The organism is Alcanivorax sp. 1008 (assembly GCF_020667895.1).
GTDB lineage: Bacteria > Pseudomonadota > Gammaproteobacteria > Pseudomonadales > Alcanivoracaceae > PGZG01.
This window is the reverse complement of the sequence record NZ_JAFMPS010000024.1, coordinates 1-23,270: the sequence shown is the minus strand read 5'-3', so window position 1 is coordinate 23,270 and position 23,270 is coordinate 1. Positions and strand designations below refer to the sequence as shown.

General features: G+C 55.3%; 21 protein-coding genes. 18 read left to right on the top strand and 3 right to left on the bottom strand.

All coding sequences use genetic code 11. The features are described from left to right. Window positions 1–5: 5 nt before the first annotated feature. Window positions 6–1,529 (bottom strand): hypothetical protein, encoded by a 1,524-nt coding sequence (locus tag J1C54_RS14895; RefSeq protein WP_229149447.1) that lies wholly within the window; start codon window positions 1,527–1,529, stop codon window positions 6–8. A 431-nt stretch (window positions 1,530–1,960) separates the two neighbouring features. Here J1C54_RS14895 and J1C54_RS14890 point away from each other — a divergent pair, with 431 nt between their 5' ends. From J1C54_RS14890 to J1C54_RS14820, 15 genes are all read left to right on the top strand, one after another. After that, window positions 1,961–5,638, top strand: coding sequence for a response regulator (locus J1C54_RS14890; RefSeq protein ID WP_229149445.1), 3,678 nt, complete (start codon window positions 1,961–1,963; stop codon window positions 5,636–5,638). A 10-nt stretch (window positions 5,639–5,648) separates the two neighbouring features. Continuing rightward, on the top strand, window positions 5,649–6,506 hold the full coding sequence (locus J1C54_RS14885) for a protein-glutamate O-methyltransferase CheR (RefSeq protein WP_229149443.1): 858 nt from the start codon (window positions 5,649–5,651) through the stop codon (window positions 6,504–6,506). 8 nt (window positions 6,507–6,514) lie between these two features. Then, a complete protein-coding gene (locus J1C54_RS14880) occupies window positions 6,515–6,985 on the top strand; it encodes a two-component system response regulator (protein WP_229149441.1) in 471 nt (156 codons plus the stop codon). Next, window positions 6,982–7,566, top strand: coding sequence for a chemotaxis protein CheB (locus J1C54_RS14875; protein WP_229149440.1), 585 nt, complete (start codon window positions 6,982–6,984; stop codon window positions 7,564–7,566). Before J1C54_RS14880 ends, J1C54_RS14875 begins: the two co-directional genes overlap by 4 nt. Further along, a complete protein-coding gene (locus J1C54_RS14870) occupies window positions 7,566–8,708 on the top strand; it encodes a response regulator (protein ID WP_229149439.1) in 1,143 nt (380 codons plus the stop codon). The genes J1C54_RS14875 and J1C54_RS14870 overlap by 1 nt, the downstream gene beginning before the upstream one ends. A gap of 1 nt (window position 8,709) precedes the next feature. Continuing rightward, window positions 8,710–10,224 carry a type II secretion system ATPase GspE gene (gene gspE / locus J1C54_RS14865; RefSeq protein WP_255612685.1) on the top strand — a complete coding sequence of 505 codons (1,515 nt, stop codon included), beginning with the start codon at window positions 8,710–8,712 and terminating at the stop codon, window positions 10,222–10,224. Continuing rightward, window positions 10,224–11,447 carry a type II secretion system inner membrane protein GspF gene (gene gspF, locus J1C54_RS14860; RefSeq protein ID WP_229149438.1) on the top strand — a complete coding sequence of 408 codons (1,224 nt, stop codon included), beginning with the start codon at window positions 10,224–10,226 and terminating at the stop codon, window positions 11,445–11,447. Before gspE ends, gspF begins: the two co-directional genes overlap by 1 nt. Window positions 11,448–11,504: 57 nt before the next feature. Continuing rightward, on the top strand, window positions 11,505–11,951 hold the full coding sequence (gene gspG, locus J1C54_RS14855; protein ID WP_229149437.1) for a type II secretion system major pseudopilin GspG: 447 nt from the start codon (window positions 11,505–11,507) through the stop codon (window positions 11,949–11,951). Continuing rightward, window positions 11,914–12,513 carry a prepilin-type N-terminal cleavage/methylation domain-containing protein gene (locus J1C54_RS14850; RefSeq protein WP_229149436.1) on the top strand — a complete coding sequence of 200 codons (600 nt, stop codon included), beginning with the start codon at window positions 11,914–11,916 and terminating at the stop codon, window positions 12,511–12,513. Before gspG ends, J1C54_RS14850 begins: the two co-directional genes overlap by 38 nt. After that, window positions 12,510–12,944 carry a type II secretion system protein gene (locus J1C54_RS14845; RefSeq protein WP_229149434.1) on the top strand — a complete coding sequence of 145 codons (435 nt, stop codon included), beginning with the start codon at window positions 12,510–12,512 and terminating at the stop codon, window positions 12,942–12,944. The genes J1C54_RS14850 and J1C54_RS14845 overlap by 4 nt, the downstream gene beginning before the upstream one ends. Further along, window positions 12,941–13,582 carry a type II secretion system minor pseudopilin GspJ gene (gspJ, locus tag J1C54_RS14840; RefSeq protein WP_229149431.1) on the top strand — a complete coding sequence of 214 codons (642 nt, stop codon included), beginning with the start codon at window positions 12,941–12,943 and terminating at the stop codon, window positions 13,580–13,582. Before J1C54_RS14845 ends, gspJ begins: the two co-directional genes overlap by 4 nt. Continuing rightward, window positions 13,573–14,589 carry a type II secretion system minor pseudopilin GspK gene (gene gspK, locus J1C54_RS14835; protein ID WP_229149428.1) on the top strand — a complete coding sequence of 339 codons (1,017 nt, stop codon included), beginning with the start codon at window positions 13,573–13,575 and terminating at the stop codon, window positions 14,587–14,589. Before gspJ ends, gspK begins: the two co-directional genes overlap by 10 nt. Window positions 14,590–14,673: 84 nt before the next feature. Beyond that, window positions 14,674–15,819, top strand: a complete 1,146-nt coding sequence (gene gspL, locus J1C54_RS14830; RefSeq protein ID WP_229149427.1) for a type II secretion system protein GspL — start codon at window positions 14,674–14,676, stop codon at window positions 15,817–15,819. A gap of 2 nt (window positions 15,820–15,821) precedes the next feature. Continuing rightward, a complete protein-coding gene (gspM, locus tag J1C54_RS14825) occupies window positions 15,822–16,346 on the top strand; it encodes a type II secretion system protein GspM (protein WP_229149426.1) in 525 nt (174 codons plus the stop codon). Then, a complete protein-coding gene (locus tag J1C54_RS14820; protein WP_229149425.1) occupies window positions 16,343–17,644 on the top strand; it encodes a hypothetical protein in 1,302 nt (433 codons plus the stop codon). The genes gspM and J1C54_RS14820 overlap by 4 nt, the downstream gene beginning before the upstream one ends. Here the strand turns inward: J1C54_RS14820 and J1C54_RS14815 are convergent. Beyond that, window positions 17,613–18,251: a hypothetical protein gene (locus J1C54_RS14815; RefSeq protein WP_229149423.1), complete on the bottom strand. Its 639-nt coding sequence runs from the start codon at window positions 18,249–18,251 to the stop codon at window positions 17,613–17,615. The genes J1C54_RS14820 and J1C54_RS14815 overlap by 32 nt on opposite strands. A 96-nt stretch (window positions 18,252–18,347) precedes the next feature. Here J1C54_RS14815 and J1C54_RS14810 point away from each other — a divergent pair, with 96 nt between their 5' ends. The 3 genes from J1C54_RS14810 to J1C54_RS14800 are packed head-to-tail and all read left to right on the top strand — an operon-like array spanning window position 18,348 to window position 21,846. After that, complete coding sequence (locus J1C54_RS14810) at window positions 18,348–19,088, top strand: DUF1461 domain-containing protein (RefSeq protein WP_229149421.1); 741 nt, start codon at window positions 18,348–18,350, stop codon at window positions 19,086–19,088. Window positions 19,089–19,090: 2 nt separating this feature from the next. Beyond that, window positions 19,091–21,010: a PEP-utilizing enzyme gene (locus J1C54_RS14805; protein WP_229149419.1), complete on the top strand. Its 1,920-nt coding sequence runs from the start codon at window positions 19,091–19,093 to the stop codon at window positions 21,008–21,010. Window positions 21,011–21,048: 38 nt separating this feature from the next. Further along, a complete protein-coding gene (locus tag J1C54_RS14800; RefSeq protein ID WP_229149417.1) occupies window positions 21,049–21,846 on the top strand; it encodes a DUF2189 domain-containing protein in 798 nt (265 codons plus the stop codon). 41 nt (window positions 21,847–21,887) lie between these two features. Here J1C54_RS14800 and J1C54_RS14795 read toward each other — a convergent pair. Next, window positions 21,888–23,270 (bottom strand): vitamin B12 dependent-methionine synthase activation domain-containing protein (locus J1C54_RS14795; protein WP_229149416.1); only part of this gene is annotated, 1,383 nt, incomplete at its 5' end.

Sequence of the window (23,270 nt, the reverse complement as noted above, 5' to 3'; positions counted from 1 at the left end):
TGCTCTTATAGTTCCGATCCGTCATTGCGGAAAAAGCCATTGGTGATTGCTATGGCTGTGCCACCGGCGGTGTACAGGGTTCCGCTGAAGGTGCCTTCGTAAACGGCTCCGGCAGAAGTTACGTTAACAGTGCAGCTGCCAGATGAGTTCTCACTGGTACCGCCAGCGTAGGACATACCGACCAGGCGGAACGAGTTTGGGCCTTCACCGCAGGTATAGGTGCCGGTGCTATTATCTGGAATCATTCTGATCTGAAATGTCGGTGTGTCGCCAAGTGTGAGGAAGCCCGCTACCTGACGATCAAACCCATCTAGTGCAGGCACCCCAGTGACGGTGACGTTCTCGCCATCCACGTCCATGCTGTAACCATATTCACCTTCTGCCAGACCGCCACCTCCCGTAGAGGGGGTCTCATAACGGAAATAGCCATCAGTAACGGTGCCAAATTCATTGTCACTGGTGCCCAGCAAATGGGCCGCAAAACGACCCTCTACTTCTGTGGTGCTAACCGAGATGATTTCGATAGAGCAGTCATCTGCCAGATAAGGAACGCCACTCAAAGTCAACGAAACAGAGGGCAGTTCACCATCTGCGCCACAGCTATAGGTTCCCGGGGAGTCGCTCAGGCCGCTGATAGTCCAGCGTGTGATGGGATCACTGCCATTGTAGGAGGTAAACAAACCAACGCCGGTAATTGGTGCATAGATATACAGAGGGCCATCGCCAATAGAGCCGGTAAAGGTATAGGTGGTTTCGCCTACGGTTCCGGTTGCGCCATTACCATCTGAAAGTGCCATGCCATCGCCGTCGGGTACCAGCGAAGAAACAAGGCCGCTTAAGTCGACGGTGGTTGAAACGGCAGTGTATGAGGTGACGGCGGTTTGCAGGGCGCTGGTGCCAAAGCTGGTGGCCATGGCGGTAAGCTGAGTCTGCAGGTCGGTGACAAAGTTGGCGACGCTGTAAACCAGCCCGACAATTGCGACTCCGTCTTGCAAGCCGTCAATAGTGCCATCCGATAGATCCTGCGCCAGCTGTTCAGCCATGGTTAGTGCAGGTGCTGCATCTGCACTGCCCAGCTGGGCCAGGGCCGCCAGACGTAATGCGTATTTATCGGCTTCCGTGGTGCCGAAAGATCCTGTAGTGGTTGAGGAGTCAAACAGGGTTGGCGGTAACAAAATCGAGCTCAACTCTGGCGCCAGTGCCAGTCGCACAACCTCATTGATTTGATTAATAACCGTATCGGTCAGGACCAGATCGTTAAGCAGAGCTATTTGATAGGCGATTTCGGTCAAGGCAGTCACAGTCACTTCTGTGCTGCCAGCAGGCACGATGGCATGTATTGATTTGCCAGGGCCAAAGGCAATCATACTGCTGCTGGCTTCATCGAAGTATTCAGCGTCAGCATCACCTTCAACCACAACAATTAGTGGACCGCTGTAATCGCCTGAGTAGCTGATTTCAATTGCGCCATCAGCACCGGTGTCTGAGGTTTCCAGAAGCGTAGAGCCGTCTTCTTGAAAGACTTTCACAGTGGCATTTGTGATGATCCCCAGTGACGGAGTTACAGCAATTGCGCTGTCTGCTGTGGTACCGCCCCCGCCTGAAGAGCCGCCGCATCCGCTTAAGGCTGCCGTAGTGGCGATAAGCCCCCCGATTATCAGATTTCGCAGCTGCATGTTCCGGCCCTCAGAGAAGTCATAGTTTGAGCCACTATATGGCAGTCCTGTATGGCGTATACCCCCGTGTTTAGGGGGGGGGCTGGATTTCGGGCCGGCAGAGCTGCCGGAAGGGTGGGGCCGAGGGTATATGGCCAGTCAAGAGGGGGGAGGCTGGCCCTGGGCGGGGTTCAACTGAATTGTGAGGTTCCAGTTCTATCTGCTAGTCTAGGCCGATATTCCTAGCCTGCGGCCCCTTGCCGGAGGCAATAACAACAACCTGTACCAGACTACGGGATTTCGGGATGAACTGGTTCAAGAACCTCTCTGTACAGCTCAAGGTATTGTCCGTTGCTGGCTTGGGCATTTTTATTTTTATGTCCTATTTCGCCTATAGCTTTGTTGTGGCCAGGGGCAACATCAACGATCTGACAGAGATAGAGACGGTGGATTTTGTTGTTCTGGAGGCTGCCAGTCAGAACAACCTGACCCTGTACATGGTGCGCGATGCGCTGGTTAGGGCGATTAACAATGCCGATGCGGATGCCCTGTCGGAAGCAACTCGATTATCTTTGCAGGCAGTTGAAAACCTCAATGCAATGGCTGAGGTCGATCCAAGTATTGCAAGCGAAGTGCGCCAGCTTGTTGATGATTTCAGTGCCTACTCCTCGGAAGGGCAGCGACTGGCCAACAGTGTCTTGTCGGGGCTTGCCTCGGATGAGGACTTCTATTCCAGTTTGGCTAATGTGGCTCGATTGAGGGAGCAGTTCGAGTACGCACAGGAGGAGTTTCAGGAGTCTCGCTATACAGCCTTTTACGATAATTTGCGGGGCACGGTCGAGGATACTGCCAGCACACAGTTCATCGGTCTGATATTTGGCGGTAGCGCCATTTTGTTGTTGGCTCTGATCAGCTTTCGCGTCACCCGCAGTATCGTCCAGCCGATACAGTATGCTGTTGAGGTCTCTGGCAATATTGCTGATGGTGATTGGGACAAGGAAATTGAAGTTAGTAGTCGCGATGAGGCGGGTCGTCTGCTCGGTGCTATTCGTCAGATGCGCGACACTTTGAAAACACGGCGTGATGAAGACCGGCGTCAGGAGCAGATCAAGAACAGGCTGGCCGACCTCAATGACCGCATGCGCGGTGATATGAGCCTGCAGCAACTTGGTGAAAACATGCTCAACTACCTGGTGCCGACTCTAGAATGTCAGGTAGGTGCTTTCTATTGTCTGGATTCGGGCAGCCAGACTCTCAAACTAAGTAGCTCCTATGCCATGCAGCGTCGCAAGAACCTTGCAAGCGACTTTGCCCTTGGCGAGTCTCTGGTCGGTCAGTGCGGCCTGGAAAAGAAGCAAATCCTACTTAGTCGAGTGCCGGAAGATTATCTGAGTATTTCCTCTGCTGTTGGTGCGGGCACGCCGCGTAGTGTGTTGGTGACGCCGATTATTCATGAGGATGAGCTTAAGGGAGTAATCGAGCTAGGAGCATTTCGCGAGTTCACTGATGATGATCTGAAATTCCTTTCTGACAGCGTGCGCATTGTTGCGGTGTCTGTGCATACCGCGCAAAGCCGCTTGCGTTTGGCTCAGGCACTTGAGCAGTCACAACTTCAGGCGGAAGAGCTTGAGCAGCAAAAAGTGGCCATGCAGAAGGTCAATGAGGACCTTGAAAACCAGGCCATGGAACTGGCCGGGTCTGAGTCTCGCTTGCAACAGCAGCAAGAAGAGCTGCGCGCCATCAATGAAGAGCTGGAAGCGCAGGCACAGGCGCTGCGCGCCTCCGAGGAGAGCCTTCAGGCTCAGCAGGAAGAGTTGCGGGTTACTAACGAGGAGCTCGAGGCGCAGGCCCGTTTGCTGGCTGAGCAGAAGGCGGAGATGTCTCGCAAGAACAAGGTGCTGGAAGATTTGCAGCTGGAGCTTGAAGAAAAAATCCGTGAGCTGGAGATGTCGTCCAAGTACAAATCAGAATTCCTCTCAACCATGTCCCACGAGCTGCGAACTCCGCTCAACAGTATTCTGATCCTGTCCAGTGCGCTTGCTCAGAATAAGAAAGGGAATCTGGACGACAAACAGATTGAGCATGCTCAGGTTATTCATTCGGCGGGCTCAGACCTGTTGTCGCTGATTAACGATATTCTGGATATATCCAAGATCGAAGAAGGCAAGATGGACATCATTATTGATGATGTCTCGGTGGTTGAGTTGGGCGAGCACTTCCGCCGTAGCTTTACTCATCTGGCTGAAAGTCGCGGTCTTAGCTTCTCGGTGGAGCTCGGCGATAATGTGCCAGAGAACTTCTACACTGACCGCCAGCGGATGGAGCAGATCATCAAGAATCTGCTTTCGAATGCCATGAAGTTCACTGAAAGCGGCGGCTCGGTACGGCTGCGTATTGATGCTCCAACGGATCAGAAGGATCTCCCTGGTCAGCATCTGATTCCAGGACAAACCGTGCGTCTGTCGGTCATTGACTCGGGAATCGGTATTGCGCCTGAGAAGCAGCGGCTGGTGTTTGAGGCGTTCCAGCAAGCTGATGGTACTACCAGCCGCAAGTACGGCGGCACCGGTCTGGGGCTGACTATTTCCCGTGAACTGGCACGGTTGCTGGGAGGCGATGTGGGCCTGTTCAGTGAGGGCATGGGTAAGGGCACCACCTTTATGCTGTACCTGCCGTTTGGCGATGCCGATTCGGTATGGCGCGAAGACGGTGCTGACGCGCCGACCTCTACTGCTGCGGCCGCATTCTCCGGTATCGCTGCGGCCTCTGTTGCCCCAGATGCTGGCGCGGACGAAGGTTTCATGGTTAAGGAAAAGACCGTTCTGATCATCGAAGATGATGCAGACTTCTCTAATGTGCTCGTCGACCTTGCAGCGGATTATGGTCTTGAGGGGCATGTCTGCGCAGATGGTGAGAGTGGTCTCGAGTACGCCAGGCACTATCGGCCCAGTGCTATTATTCTGGATATCGGGCTGCCGGGAATCGATGGCTGGCAGGTGATGGAAAAGTTAAAGGCTGATCCACGCACCAAAGATATTCCAGTCCACTTCCTGTCCGGCAAGGATGAGCGCAAAAAGGCTCTTGAGCTGGGGGCAATTGACTTCCTTACCAAGCCCATTGCTGAAGCGGACATTGTCAAGGCATTTGCCAAGATCGAGAAGGCCATTGAGAAGAATGTGCGGCGCCTTCTGGTGGTTGAGGACAGCGAGCTGCAGCATGAAGGTATCCGCGAGCTCTTCTCTGAAAAGGGAGTGGTAATCACAGCGGTCCATACCGGCGAGGAAGCATTGCAAGTTCTGCGCACACAAGTGCATGACTGCATGATTCTTGATCTCACTCTCCCTGATATGAATGGCTTTGAGCTGCTAGAGAAAATCCATGGTAATGACGAGTACGATTCGGTGCCCGTGATTATCTATACAGGCAAGGAGCTCAGTCGGGATGAGGAAGCCAAGCTGCGCAAATATGCCGATAGAATCATTTTGAAGACAGAGCGTTCTTCCGAGCGACTACTCAATGAAGCTTCTCTATTCCTTCACTGGCTTGAATCAACTATGCCTGCGACGCCCAAAGCTGATCCGGCGTCGGTTGAGCATCGCGATGATGTTTTTGCTGAGAAAAAGCTGCTTCTGGTCGATGACGATATGCGTAATATCTATGCGCTGTCCGCTCAGCTCGAAGAGCTTGGCTTTGACATCACCATTGCCAATAACGGCAAGGAAGCCTTGCAGGCGCTGGAAGACAATCCGGCTATGAATATCGTTCTGATGGATATCATGATGCCGGAAATGGATGGCTACGAAGCCATGACGCTGATTCGCAAACAGTCACGATTCCAGAAACTGCCGATTCTGGCACTGACCGCCAAGGCAATGAAAGATGATCGAGCCAAGTGCCTGGAAGCCGGCGCCAATGATTATTGCTCCAAACCTATTGATATGGGCAAGCTGACATCCCTAATGCGTGTCTGGCTGCATAAGTGAGTAAAGGTGGATGAGCGAAGCACCTCAAATTAATGACGAACACGTGGATATGGAAGATGTTGAAATCCGCCTGTTGCTTGAGGCTGTATTTCATATCTATGGCTATGACTTCCGCTCTTACAGCAAGGCATCTATCCGTCGTCGGGTACTGCATCGGCTGAACCTCTCCGGACTCCCGTCAATCATGGAAATGATCGACCGGGTGATGAAGGATCGTCAGTTCTTCGTCCAGCTGCTTAACGATCTGACCGTGAACGTTACCGAAATGTATCGGGACCCACAGTTCTATCGGAGCTTCAGGGAGGAGGTTGTGCCTCTACTGAAGACGTTTCCCTTTATCAAGATATGGCATGCAGGCTGCTCCACTGGCGAAGAAATATACAGCATGGCCATCCTGCTTGAAGAGGAGGGGCTGTACGATCGTGCCATGATCTATGCCACGGACATCGATAAGAATGTTCTGGCTACCGCGAAAAAGGGGATCTATTCCATATCCTCAATCCGCCAGTATGGGGAGAACTATCTTGAGGCAGGAGGCAAGTCTTCACTGTCTGATTATTACACCTGTAAATACGAGGGCGTCATCATTGATCAGCGGCTGCGCCGGAATATTCTGTTTGCTGACCACGATCTGGCCACCGATCAGGTGTTTGGTGAGATGAATGTCATTGTCTGCCGCAATGTGTTGATTTATTTCGACCGTGATCTGCAGCGCAGAGTGTTCCAGCTATTTCGTGACAGCCTCGATATGGGTGGCGTGCTCTGCCTTGGCACCAAAGAAAGCCTGAATTTTTCAGGAATTGTTGAGGAATTTGAGCCGGTGGATGGGCAAATGAAGATTTTCCGCCGCAAGCAAGTTGCGCTGTGAGATGAGTAATGATTGAGCAACGAATATTGATGGTTGATGACCAGCCGTCCAATCTTGTCAGTCTGGACGCGATTCTTGAGGCAGAGGGAAGGGTGTTGCTAAAAGCAAATTCCGGGCCCGAGGCCTTGAAGATACTTCTTAAAGAAGATATCTCCCTGGTCCTGCTGGACGTGCAGATGCCGGGTATGGATGGTTTTGAAGTGGCCGAGCTGATGCGTCAGCGCAAGGACACTCAATCGATTCCAATTATCTTCGTTACTGCTATCAGCAAGGAGGATAAGTACGTTTTCCGGGGCTACCAGGTGGGAGCGGTGGACTATCTGTTCAAGCCTCTTGATCCAGTTATCCTACAGAGCAAGGTAGGCTTTTTCCTGCAATTGGACCGTCAACGGCGCGAGTTGCAGGAGAAGCTACGTCAGGCGCAGGCGCACAGGGCGGCCTATGAGGCTGCGAAGAAGGATGGCGGCGGCAAGGGATGAGCCACGCGGGCATCCGGGCAGTGGTGATAGGTGCATCCTGGGGCGGGGTCAATGCTTCGATCAGGGTGCTTTCTTCCCTGGATGCCAGTTTCCCGGTGCCCATTTTCCTTGCTCAGCACCAGCGCTATGAGTCAGAGTCCAGGCTTGCTAGAGTCCTGGAAACTCGTACTCAAATGAGGGTAGTGGCTCCTGAGGATAAGGAGCCAGTACTGCCGGGTGTGGTCTACGTCTCGCCGCCGGGCTATCACATGATGGTTGACCGAAACGCCACCATCGCGCTGTCCTGTCACTGGCCAGTACACTATTCCAGACCATCAATAGATGAGCTTTTTTTCTCCGCCGGCCATGTATATGGTGGTGGCACCTTGGCGGTGCTGCTTACCGGTGCTAACGAAGACGGTGCAGAGGGAATACGGTATATTCATCAGCGCGGTGGTATAACGATAGCGCAGGACCCGGCCACAGCGGAGGCTCCTGTGATGCCTGAGTCGGCAATACGTACCGGGTGTGTGGATTACATATTACCACTGGATGAGATTGGTCCGTTCCTGCGAGAGCAGGTATCAAGCCGGCGAAAATAATGAAACAAAAAATTCTTATGGTCGATGACCACAGGGAAAACCTTATCGCACTGGAAGCCATTCTGGAGGCTCCCGGCCGTCAGTTGATAATGGCCACATCTGGTAACGAGGCGCTACAGCTTGCCCTGAAGAATGATTTTTCTCTGGTGCTGCTTGATGTCCAGATGCCGGAAATGGATGGCTTTGAGGTGGCACAGTTGCTGCGTCAAGGCAAGAAGACGCGCAACACGCCGATTATTTTTGTCACCGCCATTTCCAAAGAGCACAAATATGTTTTTCAAGGCTATGAGTGTGGCGCTGTAGACTACCTGTTCAAGCCTATTGACCAGCAGATATTGACTGCCAAGGTAGAAGTGTTTCTTGAGCTTGATCAGCAAAAGCGCCGTCTTCAGCAGGCAGTGGTGCAGATGAAGCGACTTAAGGATGAAAATGAGCGCTTGCTGCAGGCCATTGGCGAGGGGATTGTCGGTACTGACCAGAAAGGGTGCATTACCTTTGCCAACGATGCTGCATCTGCGCTGCTTGATCGTGGTCGTGATGAGCTTGTTGGTATGGCCATTGATGAGCTGCTGTTCTGTGATGAGCAGGGCGATCAGCGTTGGGACTGGGCGTCCTCTCCTGTGCTGGCTGCTTGCCGGGAGGGTAAGGCTTGGCACAGTGACCCGCCTTGCTTTATATCCAAAGTTGATGGTCATTTGGCAGCGGATGTTTCTGCGACCCCGTTAAATCAGCCGCAGGAGCCGTTCTCCGGCGTGGTTCTGGTGTTGCGTGATGTAACTGCCAGTTGGGAATCCAGTGAGGAAATGGCTGCCCGTGATCTCAGGCGTCATGCGCGTAAGAAGATGCTCCGTGAGTTGGTTGCATTTGATCGTACTACGGGGAGCAATATTGGCCGGTTGGTCAATATCAGTCAGGATGGGTTTAAGCTTTCAACCCGGCAGGAGATTGAGCCTGGAGCGCTCTTTTCCCTGAGCATGGTGCTGCCGGAACAGCTTGAGGGCGTCACCACACTGAGTTTTGACGGCCGCTGTGTATGGTGCCAACAGCAGGACCGGCCCGGCGATTTCCACGCTGGCTTTCAGATAGTCGAAATGAGTGAACTGCATCGCAGGGTGCTTCAGGCGATGATGGAGAAGTATTGAAATGACCACGGAACAGGTGGCGATCAACGATGAAGATATTCAGATTGAGGAAGGCGAGCTGCTGTTGCCGTACGCCTTTGCTCGCCGTCATGGCATTGTGCTTAAGCCGGTTGGTGACAGCATGGAGGTGTTCTGCCGCAGCCCGCTGACAGTCAAGGCGTTTGCCGAGGTGCGTCGTCGTTTTGGAGAGCTGCCGACCCCACAGGTTCTGGATGCGGAGCGCTTTGAAGCGACCATGGCGCTGGTATACGAGCAGCAACGCGGTGCAGCGGCCGAAGCAGCAGATAATCTTGAGGGGCTGGACCTGACCAGTCTGGTGGATGCCTTGCCGCAGACGGCGGATCTTCTGGAACAGGAAGACGACGCCCCCATTATTCGCCTGATCAATGCCCTGTTACAGGAGGCGATTCGCGAGAATGCCTCGGATATTCATATTGAAACCTTTGAGCGGCGCTTGTCGGTACGCATGCGTATCGATGGCGTATTGCGCACTGTGCTGACCCCGCGCCGTGAGCTGGCGCCATTACTGGTGTCCCGTATCAAGGTGATGGCGCGTCTGGACATTGCCGAAAAGAGGGTGCCGCAGGATGGGCGTATTTCTCTGCGGCTGGGCGGGCGTGACGTCGATGTGCGGGTGTCCACCATGCCGTCCAGCAATGGTGAACGGGTAGTGTTGCGCCTATTGGATAAACAGGCAGGGCGGCTGCAACTTGGCCATTTGGGCATGGGTGATGATTGCTACCAGCTGATGCGTGGCCTGATCCACAAGCCCCACGGCATCATTCTGGTAACCGGCCCCACTGGTTCCGGTAAGACCACCACGCTGTATGCGGCATTGACTGACCTGAATGATCACTCACGCAATATTCTAACCGTCGAAGACCCTATCGAATATCAGCTCGAAGGCATTGGTCAGACTCAGGTTAACACCAAGGTAGACATGACTTTTGCCCGCGGACTCAGGGCCATTCTGCGACAGGATCCAGATGTGGTCATGATAGGTGAGATCCGTGACCTGGAAACTGCGGAAATTGCTGTGCAGGCCTCGTTGACTGGTCACCTGGTATTGTCCACCCTGCATACCAATAGCGCCGTTGGCGCGGTGACCCGGTTGCAGGATATGGGTATTGAGCCATTTCTGCTGTCATCCAGTTTGTTGGGGGTGTTGGCCCAGCGTCTGGTCCGGTTACTGTGTCCTCATTGCAAGACGGAACATCCACTCACCGATGCTGAGCGCGACATGATCGGGCTGAAGCCTGGGGATGCGGACAAGGCATACCGGCCGCAGGGCTGCGATCAGTGTAATAATACTGGCTACCGCGGTCGTACTGGTATTTATGAGCTGGTGCTGATTGATGAGGCGATGCGTGACATGGTCCATGATCGTGCGTCGGAGCAATCGCTGGAACGTCATGCCCGCCAGTTCACACCAAGTATTCGCACAGACGGCTGGCGCAAGGTTTTGGCCGGCGATACCAGTATCGAGGAAGTGCTGCGTGTTACTCGGGAAAGCTGATGCCTGCGTTTGAATATCGCTGTCTCGATGGCAATGGCAAAGTGCGCAAAGGGGTACTGGAGGCCGACAGCCCCCGACAGGTGCGTCAGCAACTGCGGGATAAGGGCTGGGTGGCGCTGGATGTCAGCCAGACCGCGGACAAGCCCTCTTCAGGTGCGCTTTTCTCCAGACCATCTTCTTCTGGTCGTCTGAACGGCGCTGAGCAAGCCCTGATTACCCGGCAGCTGGCAACCTTGATTCGCTCTGGTATGCCCATCGAACAGTCTCTTACCGCTGTAGCCCGACAGGCAGGAAAGCCCCGCGTTGAGCGCATCATTCTGGCGGTTCGCGCGCGTGTCGTTGAAGGCCATAGTCTGGCCGGTAGTCTGGCTGAGTTTCCCCGGGCCTTCCCAGAGATGTATCGGGCCACCGTTGCTGCCGGTGAGCAAAGTGGTCACCTGGAGCAGGTGCTGGACCAGTTGGCGGAGTACCTGGAAACTCGTGCTGATACCGGTCGGTCCGTAGCTCAGGCCATGATCTATCCAGCTTTTATCATGGTGTTCTCCAGCCTGGTGATCACCATGCTGATGATGTACGTGGTGCCGCGCATGGTGGAGGTGTTTATTAACCAGGGCAGGTCGCTGCCGTTTCTGACCCGGATGATGATCGGCATTAGTGACTTCTTCCGTGACTGGCTCTGGCTAGCCGTCTCCGTGATGGTGGTTGGTGTCGTGGTCTTTGTCAGAGCCATGCGTGACCCTGCATTTAAGCTACGCGTTCATCGAAGATTGGTCACCATGCCCATAGTGGGGGCTGTCATGCGCTCCGCCGACAGTGCCAGACTGGCCAGTACACTGGGTATTCTGGGTCGAGCTGGCGTGCCGCTGGTTGAGGCACTGGCGATCTCCGCTCAGGTGGTGATCAATCTGGCCATCCGCCAGTCGGTCACCGAGGCGGCGGCGCGGGTTCGCGAAGGTGGCAACCTTAGCCGGGCGCTGGACAAAAGCGGCTACTTTCCGCCAATGATGGTGCAAATGATTGCCAGTGGTGAGGCCAGTGGGGAGCTTGACCAGATGCTCACTCGCGCGGCGGTGTATCAGGAACGGGATCTCAATAGTACTGTCCAAACCGCCGTTGGCCTGCTGGGCCCCCTGATGCTTCTCATCATGGCGGGCTTTGTGGTGCTGGTAGTGTTGTCGGTGATACTGCCGATGCTGGAGATGAACGCCTTTATCGGTCGCTAATGACGTTCACTGCAAGGCGAATACAAGCAACGAAATGCAACGAAATGGAAGCAGACAATGAATAGCAAGACTCAAATGACTCGGTCTGCCGCGCAGCGCGGTTTTACCCTGATTGAAATTCTCGTGGTGGTTGCCCTGATTGGCTTGTTGGCAGCCTTTATTGTTCCTAACGTTATTGGGCAAAGTGAAAAAGCACGGGTGGATCTTGCTCGCGCCAATATGAATGCCATCTCTACCCAGCTGGAAATGTTCCGCATGCATAACGGCCGCTACCCGACCTCCGAGGAAGGGCTGCGGGCACTGGTGGAAAAGCCCGCCACAGCCCGTAACTGGACCACGCCGTACCTGAGCAAGATGCCGGAAGATCCCTGGAATAACCCATATGTTTATATGAGCCCGGGTATCAATGGCCCCTACGACCTGATTTCTCTTGGTGCTGATGCCAGAGAGGGTGGTGAGGGTTTTGATGCAGATATCAGCTTCCGTGATACCGGGACGCAATAACATTCGCTCGGCATGCCCCAGGCAATCAGGTTTCACCCTGCTGGAAGTTCTGGTGGTGGTGGCCCTGATGGTTCTGGTGGCCACCTTGCTAGTCTCTGCTGCGCTGCGCGGCAGCACCGGTGACCCTGCCGGTACTGCGGCGCAGAGGTTTTCCGACACTGTCGCCTTGATGTCCGAGAATAGTCTGTTCCGTGGCGAGCTGCTGGCATTACGCCTGAGCGACACTGGCTGGACTCCTCTTGGCTTCGATGTGGCCAACTCGGAGTTTATCCCGTTAGCTTCTCCACTAACGGAAACGGAGCTGGAGCAGGGCGTTCTGCTTGAGTGGAAAATGGAGGAAAGTCGCAATCCTGATCGCCCGGATATTGCTGACGTGGGCGCATCGCTTATCAGTGACGAGCTGATGGTGGAGAAAAAGCAGGAGGTCCCGCAGATATTTTTTTTTCCTAGCGGCGAAGTGACCCCTCTGACTGTCTGGCTGGTTCAGGTGGAGGGCAATGTTAGCCATGAGCTAATGGTCGATCCACTTGGTCGAGTGACTGTGGTTGGAGATGAGCCGTGATTCAAGGCAGGCAGAAAGGGTTCACTCTAGTAGAAATTCTGGTTGCTCTGATGGTGTTGGCGTTTGCTGCCATTCTGCTGGCCGACACCATTGGCTCTGGTGCTGTTGCCCATAGCCGACTTGATGAAACCACCCGCGCCTGGGGGGTTGCGTCCGATAAGCTGGTTGAGTTGCAGGTCTATCAACGTTGGCCCAACGTGGGCGTGCAGGATGAAATTGTCGAGCGTCATGACGAGCGCTGGATGGTGCGTACCAAAGTTAGTAATGGCCCCTATGCAGATACTCGCCGGGTGGATATCGAAGTGGGGCCGGAGCCTGCCTCGGCTAAAGAAAGACTGGTGACCTGGTCTGTGTTTAGCCTGCTTGGCAAGCCGTTCGATGCCGGCGCATCAACCGGTGGAAGCCCAGCTCCGGGCGGTAACACCCCATGAAAATCGCCGCCATTAAAAGTGTTCGCGGTTTTACCCTGCTGGAAGTGGTTGTCGCCATTGCCATTCTCGCGGGTATCTTTGTTGTTGCACTGGAAACTTTTCGTGCCGCCAGTGATGGTCGCGAGAGGCTGGCAGAGGAAGCTACACGGCTGGAGGCCCGGCAGCGTGCGCTGACTTTCCTGACGCTGGATTTTGAGCAGCTCATAGCCCGCCCGGTGCGCGATGCGCTGGGTGATTATCAGCCGGCGCTAATGTCACTGGACAACGGCGTTGCCCTGACGCGCCTTGGCTGGGCTAACCCGTTTGATTTGCGCAGCCGAAGCCAGATGCAGCGGGTCGAGTATCAGTTGATCGACAATCAGCTGCTACGCCGATATTGGCCCACACTGGATACCATGGCAGGGACCGAACCCGTTGAGTCGGTGCTGCTGGAGGATGTTGACAGCATTCAGGTGCGCTACCTGTATCAGCCGCTAAATGGCGATATGGCATGGCAGGAAATCTGGCCGGACCCTTCGTTACTTGGCGTGGAACCACAGCTTTTGCCACTGCCGAAAAGTATTGAGCTGGAGATTATCTTTGCTGACGGCAGTTTTATGCACCGCTACTTCCGCACGGTAACCAATATATGGCAATGAAGTATCGGCAGAAGGGTGCCGCACTGATTATTGTCTTGTTGCTGTTTGCAGTGCTGGTGGCGCTGGCGGTGGAGGTCATGTATCGACTTGACCATTTTCGCACCCGCACCGGAAACCTGCTCAGTTGGGACCAGCGCTATCAGTACGCTATAGCGGCCGAGACTTTGGCCATTCAAGCGTTGATTGATGATCTGGAAAATGATCGTAACAACAATATGCTTACCGACGATTGCGTCACTGACCGCTGGGGCGCGGAGTTGCCGCCCATGCCCTATGAACAGGCCATGCTGAATGCTTCGGTACAGGATCTGCAGGGCCGCTTTAATATCAACTGGCTGGTTACTTCGCAGCCGCCAAACTACGAGCGCAACCCGGATGCCATTGTCCGTCTGGAGCAATTGCTTGCGGTGCTGTTGCCTGACCCCTCTCGGGCCAGTGTGCTTGCCATGGAAATGGCTGACTGGATTGATACAAATAATCTGGTGGATGGCATTGATGGAGCGGAGGATGGTGAGTACCGCGATAGACGTACCGCGAACCTGCCCGCCGCGCACGAGTCCGAGATGCGAGCCTTGCGTTCCTTCACCGTGGAACAAGGCCTGCCAGATTTTTTCTGGAGTTACTTTACCGCGCTGCCGCCGCTTGCCCGACTGAACGTCAATACGGCACCTGGGCCAGTGCTTGATGCAGTGCTGAGCAGTAGTGTGGGGAATGCCGGCACACAGACAATTATTCAGCAGCGTGAGCAGGCGCCGATTGAATCGGTGGCCTCATTGCTGCAGATGGCGCCATTTAGCACATTAGAGGCCGACCAGAGGGCTGTTCTGCAGGACTTGTTGTCAGTGAACTCAGAGTTCTTTCAGGTGATGGTGGACGTTACAACGGACAGTGGTGTGAGCCGTCTGGTGAGCCGCATTTATCGCTCGGACAGCGCCGAAACCGTGGTTTTCAGCCGCCAGCTGGTGCCCGTGCTTGCGCCGCTCGAACCGCCGTGCAATTCCCTCTAGAATCCAGACCATAGCCGTTGAATCAGGGCTGAGGAAACGCCGCAATGCAGTTAATCCGGGAAAACCCCGAAAACAGGAGTATTCATGGCTGAGCCGACATTGATCTGGCTGGCAGCGGGCAGTCTGTCGGCCGCTTCGGCGGACGATATCAACGTGCGCTGGCAGGACGGCTCCGGCGAGGTCTATGCCGGGACTTTGGCAGAGGTGGTGCGCCACTGCGGGCCGCTGGGTGGCCGGTTGGTGCTATCTGTCTGCGATGTACTGGTTACCGATGTGGCCCTGAATCGCAAACAGGCGCGCCACTTGCAGCGAGTGCTGCCATGGCTGCTGGAGGATCAGCTGATTGATGCGCCGGATAAGCTCTGGTTTGCCAGTGGCAAGCCGGTGGCCGGTCATTACCCTGTGGTCGCCTGTGATCGTGCTGACTTGCAGCGTCTGCAACAGCTGTGCGCCGAGCTTGGTCTATGGGTGCGTGGTGTCAGTGTCGATGTCCAGTTACTGGCGGCGTTGGCGCCGGCATTGGTTCCGGTTGATCAGCAATGGCTGGTGATTGCCGAGAACCATCAAGGTTTGATGATTCCTGATGAAGATCATCAGGCCATGCTGTCCGTGCTTGGGCTTGATTCACTGGTGGAGCAGCCTCTGTCGCTGGCCGAGCTCTTTCAGGTGATGGCCGCAGCAGTTCGTGCGGGCCAGCATTTGGAGTTACTACAGGGCGAATTGCGTCCAGTGGAGCAGCGCGGGGGTCCCCAGCTGTCTGCGTCATGGAAGCGTGTCTTTGTGCTGGCTGCAGCTAGCATTGCCTTGGTAGCAGTAATGATAGTGGCGCAGACCTGGCGTTACAGTGCTGCAGCGGATCACCACTGGCAGCAGGCGGCAACACTGTACAACCAGTTGTTTCCGGGAGACCGGGCTCAGGCCTTGCTGGAGACCCAGTTTCGCAATCGCTTGAATCAGTTGGGTGGGGGTGGTCAGGGCGGCTTTATGGCCTTGATGATACCGGTCGGCGAGTCTCTTGCCGGTCGTCATAACAGTGGTCTGTCGGCAAAAAGGATTCAGTACGATGAGCGTGACAACGCGCTCACTGTAGATGTTGAGGCGTCTGACTATGACAGCCTTGAGGCACTGCGCGGTAAAATTAGCGAAGGTGGTTTAAGTGCTGAGATTGCCAACTATCGTAGTCAGGGTGACACCGTTACTGCCCGTCTGCGCGTGACAGTGGGGTCCTGATCATGGCACTTAATAATCTGTTCGCACCTCTTGAGGCCCGGTTGGCACCGGCAAGGTTGTGGTTTAGCCAGCGCGAGCCACGTGAGCAGCTGGCCCTGCGGGTACTTGCGGTAGCGTTAGCGCTGGTATTGCTGGTGGCATTGGTTTGGCAGCCGCTAGTTGCTAGCCACGATGATGCCAGGGACCTCTATGCCAAGAACAGCCGGCTGCACGCATGGATTGAAGACAATAGCGAGGTGGTTCGCCGTGCCTCACAGGGCGGTAATCGTGCGCCGGCCCCGGGGGGCGACTGGATTGCCCAGCTGAGCCGCAGCGCAGCAGCGGCGGGAGTGGATTTACGCGGCTTTAATCCAGAAGGCGATCAGTCAGTTCGCATCCAGATCGAGGCGCAGCCATTTGCGGACGTGGTTAACTGGCTGCAGCAACTGGAAACCGGGCAGGGCATCCGGGTGGCAACGGCGGAATTTTCCTCGACAAGCTCCAGCGGCTTGGTAAACCTTCGGGCTACCCTGAAACGCATGCCATGAAGTTCTTTTCCGCGCTGTTTCTGCTGAGTTGTGTGCTGACGTCTTTGTCTCAAGCTGGTGAGCAGCGTGCGCTGCAACATACCGTTATTACACTTACCCCGGCGGAACTGCCTGATCTCGAAGGACTGCCAATTGATAGTCTGTCAGTGATGGTGTGGAGCGGTGAGCGTTTTATGCCGGTGCCATTTCAGCTTGATGAAATGGATCGCCTGGACATGGTTTGGTTTGCAGATAGTGGCTTTGAGCGGCGTGGGAAGAAGGGAGTATTTGATGGTGCCGACCAGCTTCTGTTGATGCTGCGTGATGCCGCTTCTGCGGCGCCCAAAGATGATCAGCCCGAAAATGGAAAGATTGTCGCTCAGGTTAATCTGGATACCCCGGAAGGCATTGCCCATGTGTTCTATGTGGTTCAGGGAAATTCGCAGCGGGATCCTCGCAGTTACGTTAGCCATGACCCTAATAGCGGGGTAACCAGCACTGACCACTATGTTCTGACCACAGACCCGGATAATGAATTGAACTGGCGCCACCTTGGTTACTCAGGTTACACCGGGCGCGCCGATGCTTCTTTGATCGATACATTAAAGATGCGCATGTCCGGTGGTGTACTGTTTCGTTTTCCACGGATAACACTGGATAACGACAATCTGCGTCCGGTTATGACCGGTTTTCGTATTGGGCCGATCCGCTCGGTAATGCATTTGGAAACCCGAGTGGTATTTGCCGGCCTGCCAATGATGAAGCTGCATGTTCAGGCGCATCGTTATGCCAATCACTACGAGGCGCATAGTTACGCCAAGATTCCGTCGCTTTATCGCAGCACGTTGAAGCAGCCTCAGGTATCGGTGTCCATTGATGGTAATGGTTTGATGGGGTCGCTGGTTAGAACAGCTCGTGCGGGGAGCCTTGTGGCAAAGGTGGATGGCAGCATGGATGCGAGTGAAAGGGAGATGGTCCGGCGCGGCCTGAGTAGTGATGAAAGCTGGATTCTATTTGATAGCCGCCGGGGCTTTGCCTTGCTGACGGAGCTGGATGTGCCGCCCGAGCTACATGGTATCCCGCTCGGGCTGGTGTACCAGGATGACCGGCAGCTTTCCGTCAGGCCTGAACAGTATCCCGGTCAGTTGCCGAATCTGGGTTACGAATTGAACGGCTGGCCCGAGCAGGATGAATTGCGCTTTGCAGTACGCCTGCTATTCGACCAGCACTTTGGCGAGATTGAGCCGACTGATTACGTTGCCCTGCGCACCGGCAGGGCATTAAAGATCAGCGTTTTTTATCCGCAGGGCGATCAGTAATCGGTAGCTTCATTGATCCGCTGATTTTAGCGTGACTCCACCAGAGGGATGATTTCATAAAGTACTGCCAAGTGTAGCCGTAGACCACAAGGCCAACCCGATCACCGGGTTTTAGTGGCTCTGATACAGCGGGCAGGGGCTGGTTGAATTGCCCTTTACGGTATAGCGGGGTGAGTTGCTTGCCGGCAACTCTGACCCGCATCTTGCCAGCTCGCTGAATGCCGACACCCAGAAAAACTCGCGTACTATTACGGCTGGCAGTGCCAACAAGTTTCAAATCTATTTCTGGGGTTCCAGATAGCGACTCGTTTTCGCCGGCAATATATAGCGGAATAAAGAGAGGCCTGATAATTCCCCCCTGTGGTTTCAGGAAGCGTATGTCAGATCCTGGCCACATGCCGAGAAACAGGTCCGCGATACTGGTTAGCGGTACAGCTAACCATTCGCCGGAACCGGCAAAAGGCAGTTCAATGCTGTGACGGGGAACCGGGAACTCTTCCATATGGGCCGTTTCTTCCGGCTCCACAGGGTCGGGTGGTAGCTTCGTGGTGGCGCAACCGGCGATAAAAATAGCCAGAAAAATGCTCAGTGCGACTCGCATCGACATGGAACCCCTCGTTATTATTCATGCACTTTTATTATTTATGGGTGGCTCTGGATAAACCCATAGAGAACTCCCCCGGGCTATCTGAGCGCGCCTATTATGACCAAGCCTTCCCGCCAAGGCCATGCGAAAAACTCCCTTTACTGGTTTGTTGGGGCCAGTTTGTCATTCTGGCTGGCAATAGCGGCAGCGTGGTCGCTAAGCGCACGGCTCGATTATGCCTACCCCATTTGGTATCAAGTGCTGAAGATTGACCAGCATATTGCCCGCTATGCGCCCTATCATCCCAGTAAGCCAGGCTTTGCCAGGCTAACTGCTGAGCAGCACCACCAGGCCTTTGCCAGTATTTCCCAAGCGGTACATGGTCGAGGCGAGCCACTGCAAGACATCCTCTACCAGCCGCCGGGTTTGCCGGCGTTAGCGCTACTGGATGATGCCGAGGTGCGCCACCTCAAGGATGTGGCTCGCTTGCTGCGCATGGCAGGCTGGGCCACACTGGCAGCGCTTATGCTATGGCTATGGCTGATGGTGACCCAGTCAGGCGCAACTTTGCCGTCCTGGCGACAACGTTTGCTGACAATTGCTGCGGTAGCGTTTGTGATGTCTGGTCTTCTAATGCTGGCTGGTCCCAAGGCGGTGTTCTATCAGCTCCATGTGTGGCTGTTCCCTCCAGAAAATCCATGGTTTTTCTACTGGGAGGAGTCTCTGATGAGTACCTTGATGAAGGCTCCGTCGTTGTTTGGCGCCATCGCGGTACAGATTTTATTGCTGGCGTTGTTGCTGGTGCTGCCCATTCATCTGGCTGGTCGCCGAATCGGCGGTTGGCTGCACCGGAGGTAAGGTTGAGCGAGATTTTTACTGCCGTCGCCAAGTCGCATGATGGCCTGCCCAGACCACCAGGCTGGCGGGTCCATCGTGATCAGTTTATCGCCCTTGATGTCGCTGCAAGAACAGCCCTGCTGCGTTCGTTGGAACAGGGTCAGGATGGCTACTGGGTATTGCATCAGGGCGCTATGGCGGCTGGCTCGCAGCGTCAGCTGCTGGCCAATCTGGATAGCGCGGTGTCCCTGCAGGCCGCACTGGCGCAACGCTTCAGCCAGACGGGTGACACCTCGACGCTATTGATCCAGCGCTTGCCACCACAGCGTAGTGCTGGCGTGTTGTTCAGTCACCACCCGCGGCGCCCGGATCTTGATCACGTTGTGGTGGAACTTAGTGCCTCAGAGGGCGCAACGGAGCGACTTATTCTGCATGCTGATGGCCAGCTGGCCTGGTGCAGCGAGCCTGATAGTGTGCCCGCTGCGCTAGTAAGCGCGCTGGCTGAGCTGGCGATTCGTCTCAAGCAGGCAAACACTTTGCCGAGTGCTGCGGAGTGGGTTTGGGACGGCAACAATCTTTGGGTTATCCAGGTATTGTCCATTGGCAGCCTGCCTGTGCCAAAGGAGGCCTGGACACGCCATAGCCCCGCTGTGGGGGTGCAGGTTATAACTCCGCTCTGGTACACCCTGTTTGGACGCTGGCTAAAAGCCGGTTTCTGGCGGCCGCTGGGCAGTCGGGCCGGCTGGAGTGAGCTGTCCAATATCGAGCCGTTTCGCCGCCAGCACAGCCATCTTTATCTGAATAGCCAGTTTATTGTCGCCCTGCAGAGATGGCGTGGTCGGAGCCGGTTTGACGCTGATCTGCCGCCGGCCTGGCGTCGCTGCGACCTGCCACCCGCAGGGGCGGTAGCGCTGTCGGCACGGCTCTGGTTTCGCCTGCGTTTGGCCTTGCTAGAGCGCCGACTGCAGCGCCTGCCAGATAGCAGCGATCAGGATCTGTGGCTACAACTGATGGCGCTGGATAAACTCGGCGAGCGATTTAGTGCGTTGTATGGCCAGCTGCAAATGGTATGGCTGCCGGAACAACAGTCGTTCCTGCCAGGGCTGTCCGAGAGTCAGTGCAGTCTGCTAGTGGCCCTGGCGGCCAATGAGGCGCAGCCCGAGCTGCTGGCCCAACGATTCCCAGATATGGCTCCCGGCAATGATCCTGCTTGGCCACGCTGGTCTGAGTCGCCGGCGGATATGCTTGGTTTGTGGTCCTTGTGGCGGCAGATTCCTGAGGACAGGCGACAACGAATCGCCCAATTAAAGGCGGACCATGATCCGCTGTCCGTTCTGCGCGCCGACTTGGAAGCGGTGCATGGCCAGCTAGCCAGTATTCTGCGTCGTTTGCTTGCCAGCATGGCGCAGCGGCTGCATGCCGAGGGCCGCCTTAATCACCCCGATGATGTCTACTTTCTCTACTTCGATGAGTTGTGGCAATGCTGGAGAGGGGAGCAGCGGCCTGGTCTGGCCAGCAAGCTTGCACAACGCAAGGTTCGTTATCTGACGGATGGCCATAGCGGGCCACCGGATTGGGTGATTGACCAGGTGGGTTATGGCACATCGGCTTTTGCTCAGGAGAATCGCCAGCCCCTGCTGCGTGGCTACCCTCTGGTGCCAGGCAAGGTCAGCGGGACGGTGCGCCGTCTGGCCAGTGGCTGGCAGCTCAACCAGGTGTGCCCGGGAGATATTCTGGTGCTGGACCAGTCCGACTCCGGCTGGCTGCCATGGTTGTGCTTGGCCGGTGCGCTGGTGCTGACCCACCGTGATGCGCATGATCCGGCGGTGGCACTGGCCAGGCAGCTCCAGATTCCGGCGATCTGGGGGGTGGATGATGCCATGCACTGTGTGGTCGATGGGGATGTCATGGAAATTGATGGTGATCAAGGCGCGATAGCCTGATTGCCAGCGATCATCCTGCTATTCACAGGAGCTTGTCCATGGAACCCTCGACAGAAAATGAACAGCCTTTTGTTGCACCGTGCAAGGCGCTGCATTATCGGGCGCCATTGCGCTGGGTGGCCCTTGGCTGGGGGGATTTGAAGCGGGCGCCACGGCAGAGCATCGGCTATGGCCTGATCATGGTGCTAGTCAGCTATCTGATCACCTACCTGACTTGGCGGCTGGGTAATCTGGGACTGTACCTGGGGTTGGTGTCAGGTTTCGTATTTATGGGGCCATGGCTGGCGCTAACGCTATATGCGATCAGCATTCGGCTGGAACGAAACGAGCACGTCAGTTTGCGTGAGAGCCTTCAGGACGCTCGTCGACAGATTGGTGCTGCAATGGTTTTTGCGGTGATTCTGACCATTGTGTTTCTGGTCTGGGCGCGCGCCGCGACCGTTATTCATGTGTTCTTCCCGGAAAGCGGCGAGCGACCATCACTGATGGATTTGGCGCCGTTTCTGGCGGTGGGGTCCGCCGTAGGTGCGGTATTCTGCGCTATCGTTTTTGCCATTAGTTCCTTTTCCTTGCCGATGCTCATGGAGCGCAGTGTGGATACAGTGACGGCCATCGTCACTAGCGTGAATGCGGTGCTGCGCAACAAGCCGGCTATGATTGTCTGGGCAATGATTATTGGTGGCTGCGTAGTGCTTGGCGCGCTTACGGGCTGGCTGGCTTTTGCGGTGTTGCTGCCGGTGCTTGGTCATGCCACATGGCATGGCTATCGGGAGACCATTGACGCATCCGCATGGCCAGTGGCCAGAGAGATTGGCAGCAACGAGCCAATGGAGTGACTATGTTCGAGCAGCATCATCCCTGATGCGGCTCGGCAGGCTTAGTCGTTGTAACCGAGAAGGTGGGGAATGCAGCGTTCGATCTCCTTGATCTCCAGACCTTTGCGGGCCGCATAGTCCTCGACTTGATCACGGGCGATCTTGCCGGTGCCAAAATACCGTGCTTCCGGGTGTGAGAAATACCAACCGGAGACCGACGAAGCAGGGTACATGGCATAGCTTTCCGTGAGTGTGACACCGATACGCTGATCCGGCTGTAGCAATTGCCACAACAGGGTTTTTTCAGTGTGATCCGGGCAGGCCGGATAGCCGGGCGCCGGGCGGATGCCTCGATATTTTTCATCGATCATATCGTCGTTACTGAGGCTTTCTTCACTGTCGTAACCCCAGAACTCCTTGCGGACCCGCTCATGCAGTCGCTCGGCAAATGCCTCCGCCAGTCGATCAGCCAGTGCTTTGAGCATGATGCTTGAGTAGTCATCATGATCAGCGGCAAATCGCTGCAAATGTTCTTCAATGCCGTTGCCTGCAGTAACGACAAAGCCGCCTAGCCAGTCGGTTTTGCCGCTATCCACAGGCGCAATGTAATCGCTTAGGCAGTAGTTCGGTTTGACCACTCCTTTGCGCTCCAGCTGCTGGCGCAGGTGGTGCAGGGTGATGAGTGGTTGGCCATTGTTATCCTTGAGCAGGATATCATCCACCTGACTGTTGGCCGGCCAGAAGCCAATCACTGCCTTGGCAGTAAGCCATTTCTCTTCAACGATCTGCTTGAGCATCTGTTGCGCGTCGCGATACAGGCGGGTGGCTTCCTTGCCAACCACTTCGTCGTCAAGAATGCGCGGGAACTTGCCGGCCAGCTCCCAGGACTGGAAGAACGGTGTCCAGTCGATGCGTCGTGCGATATCTGCCAGCGGATAGTCATCGAATACCTGTATGCCTTTTTGCAGCGGCTCGGGAGGTTGATAGTTCTCCCAATCCCATTGGAACGGATTGCTACGAGCTTGCTCTAGTGGTGCCAGATTGCGATTTTCTTGCTGGCCCCGGCGACGCACCCGAATTGCCTCGTATTCTGTGTCGATGGCTTGCATCATTTCTGCTTTAAGAGTGTCATTTAGCAGGTTGGATGCAACGCCAACGGCCCTTGAAGCGTCGGCCACATGAATGATCGGGCCATGGTAGGAGGGTGAAATTTTTACAGCTGTATGGATGCGGCTGGTAGTGGCACCGCCAATCATCAGCGGCAACTCAAAACCCAGTCGCTCCATTTCGCTGGCCACATTAACCATTTCGTCCAGCGATGGAGTGATCAGGCCGGACAGACCAATAATGTCCACATTTTCTTTTTTGGCTACATCCAGAATTTTGTCACAGGGAACCATGACGCCAAGGTCAATAACCTCGTAACCGTTGCACTGGAGCACAAC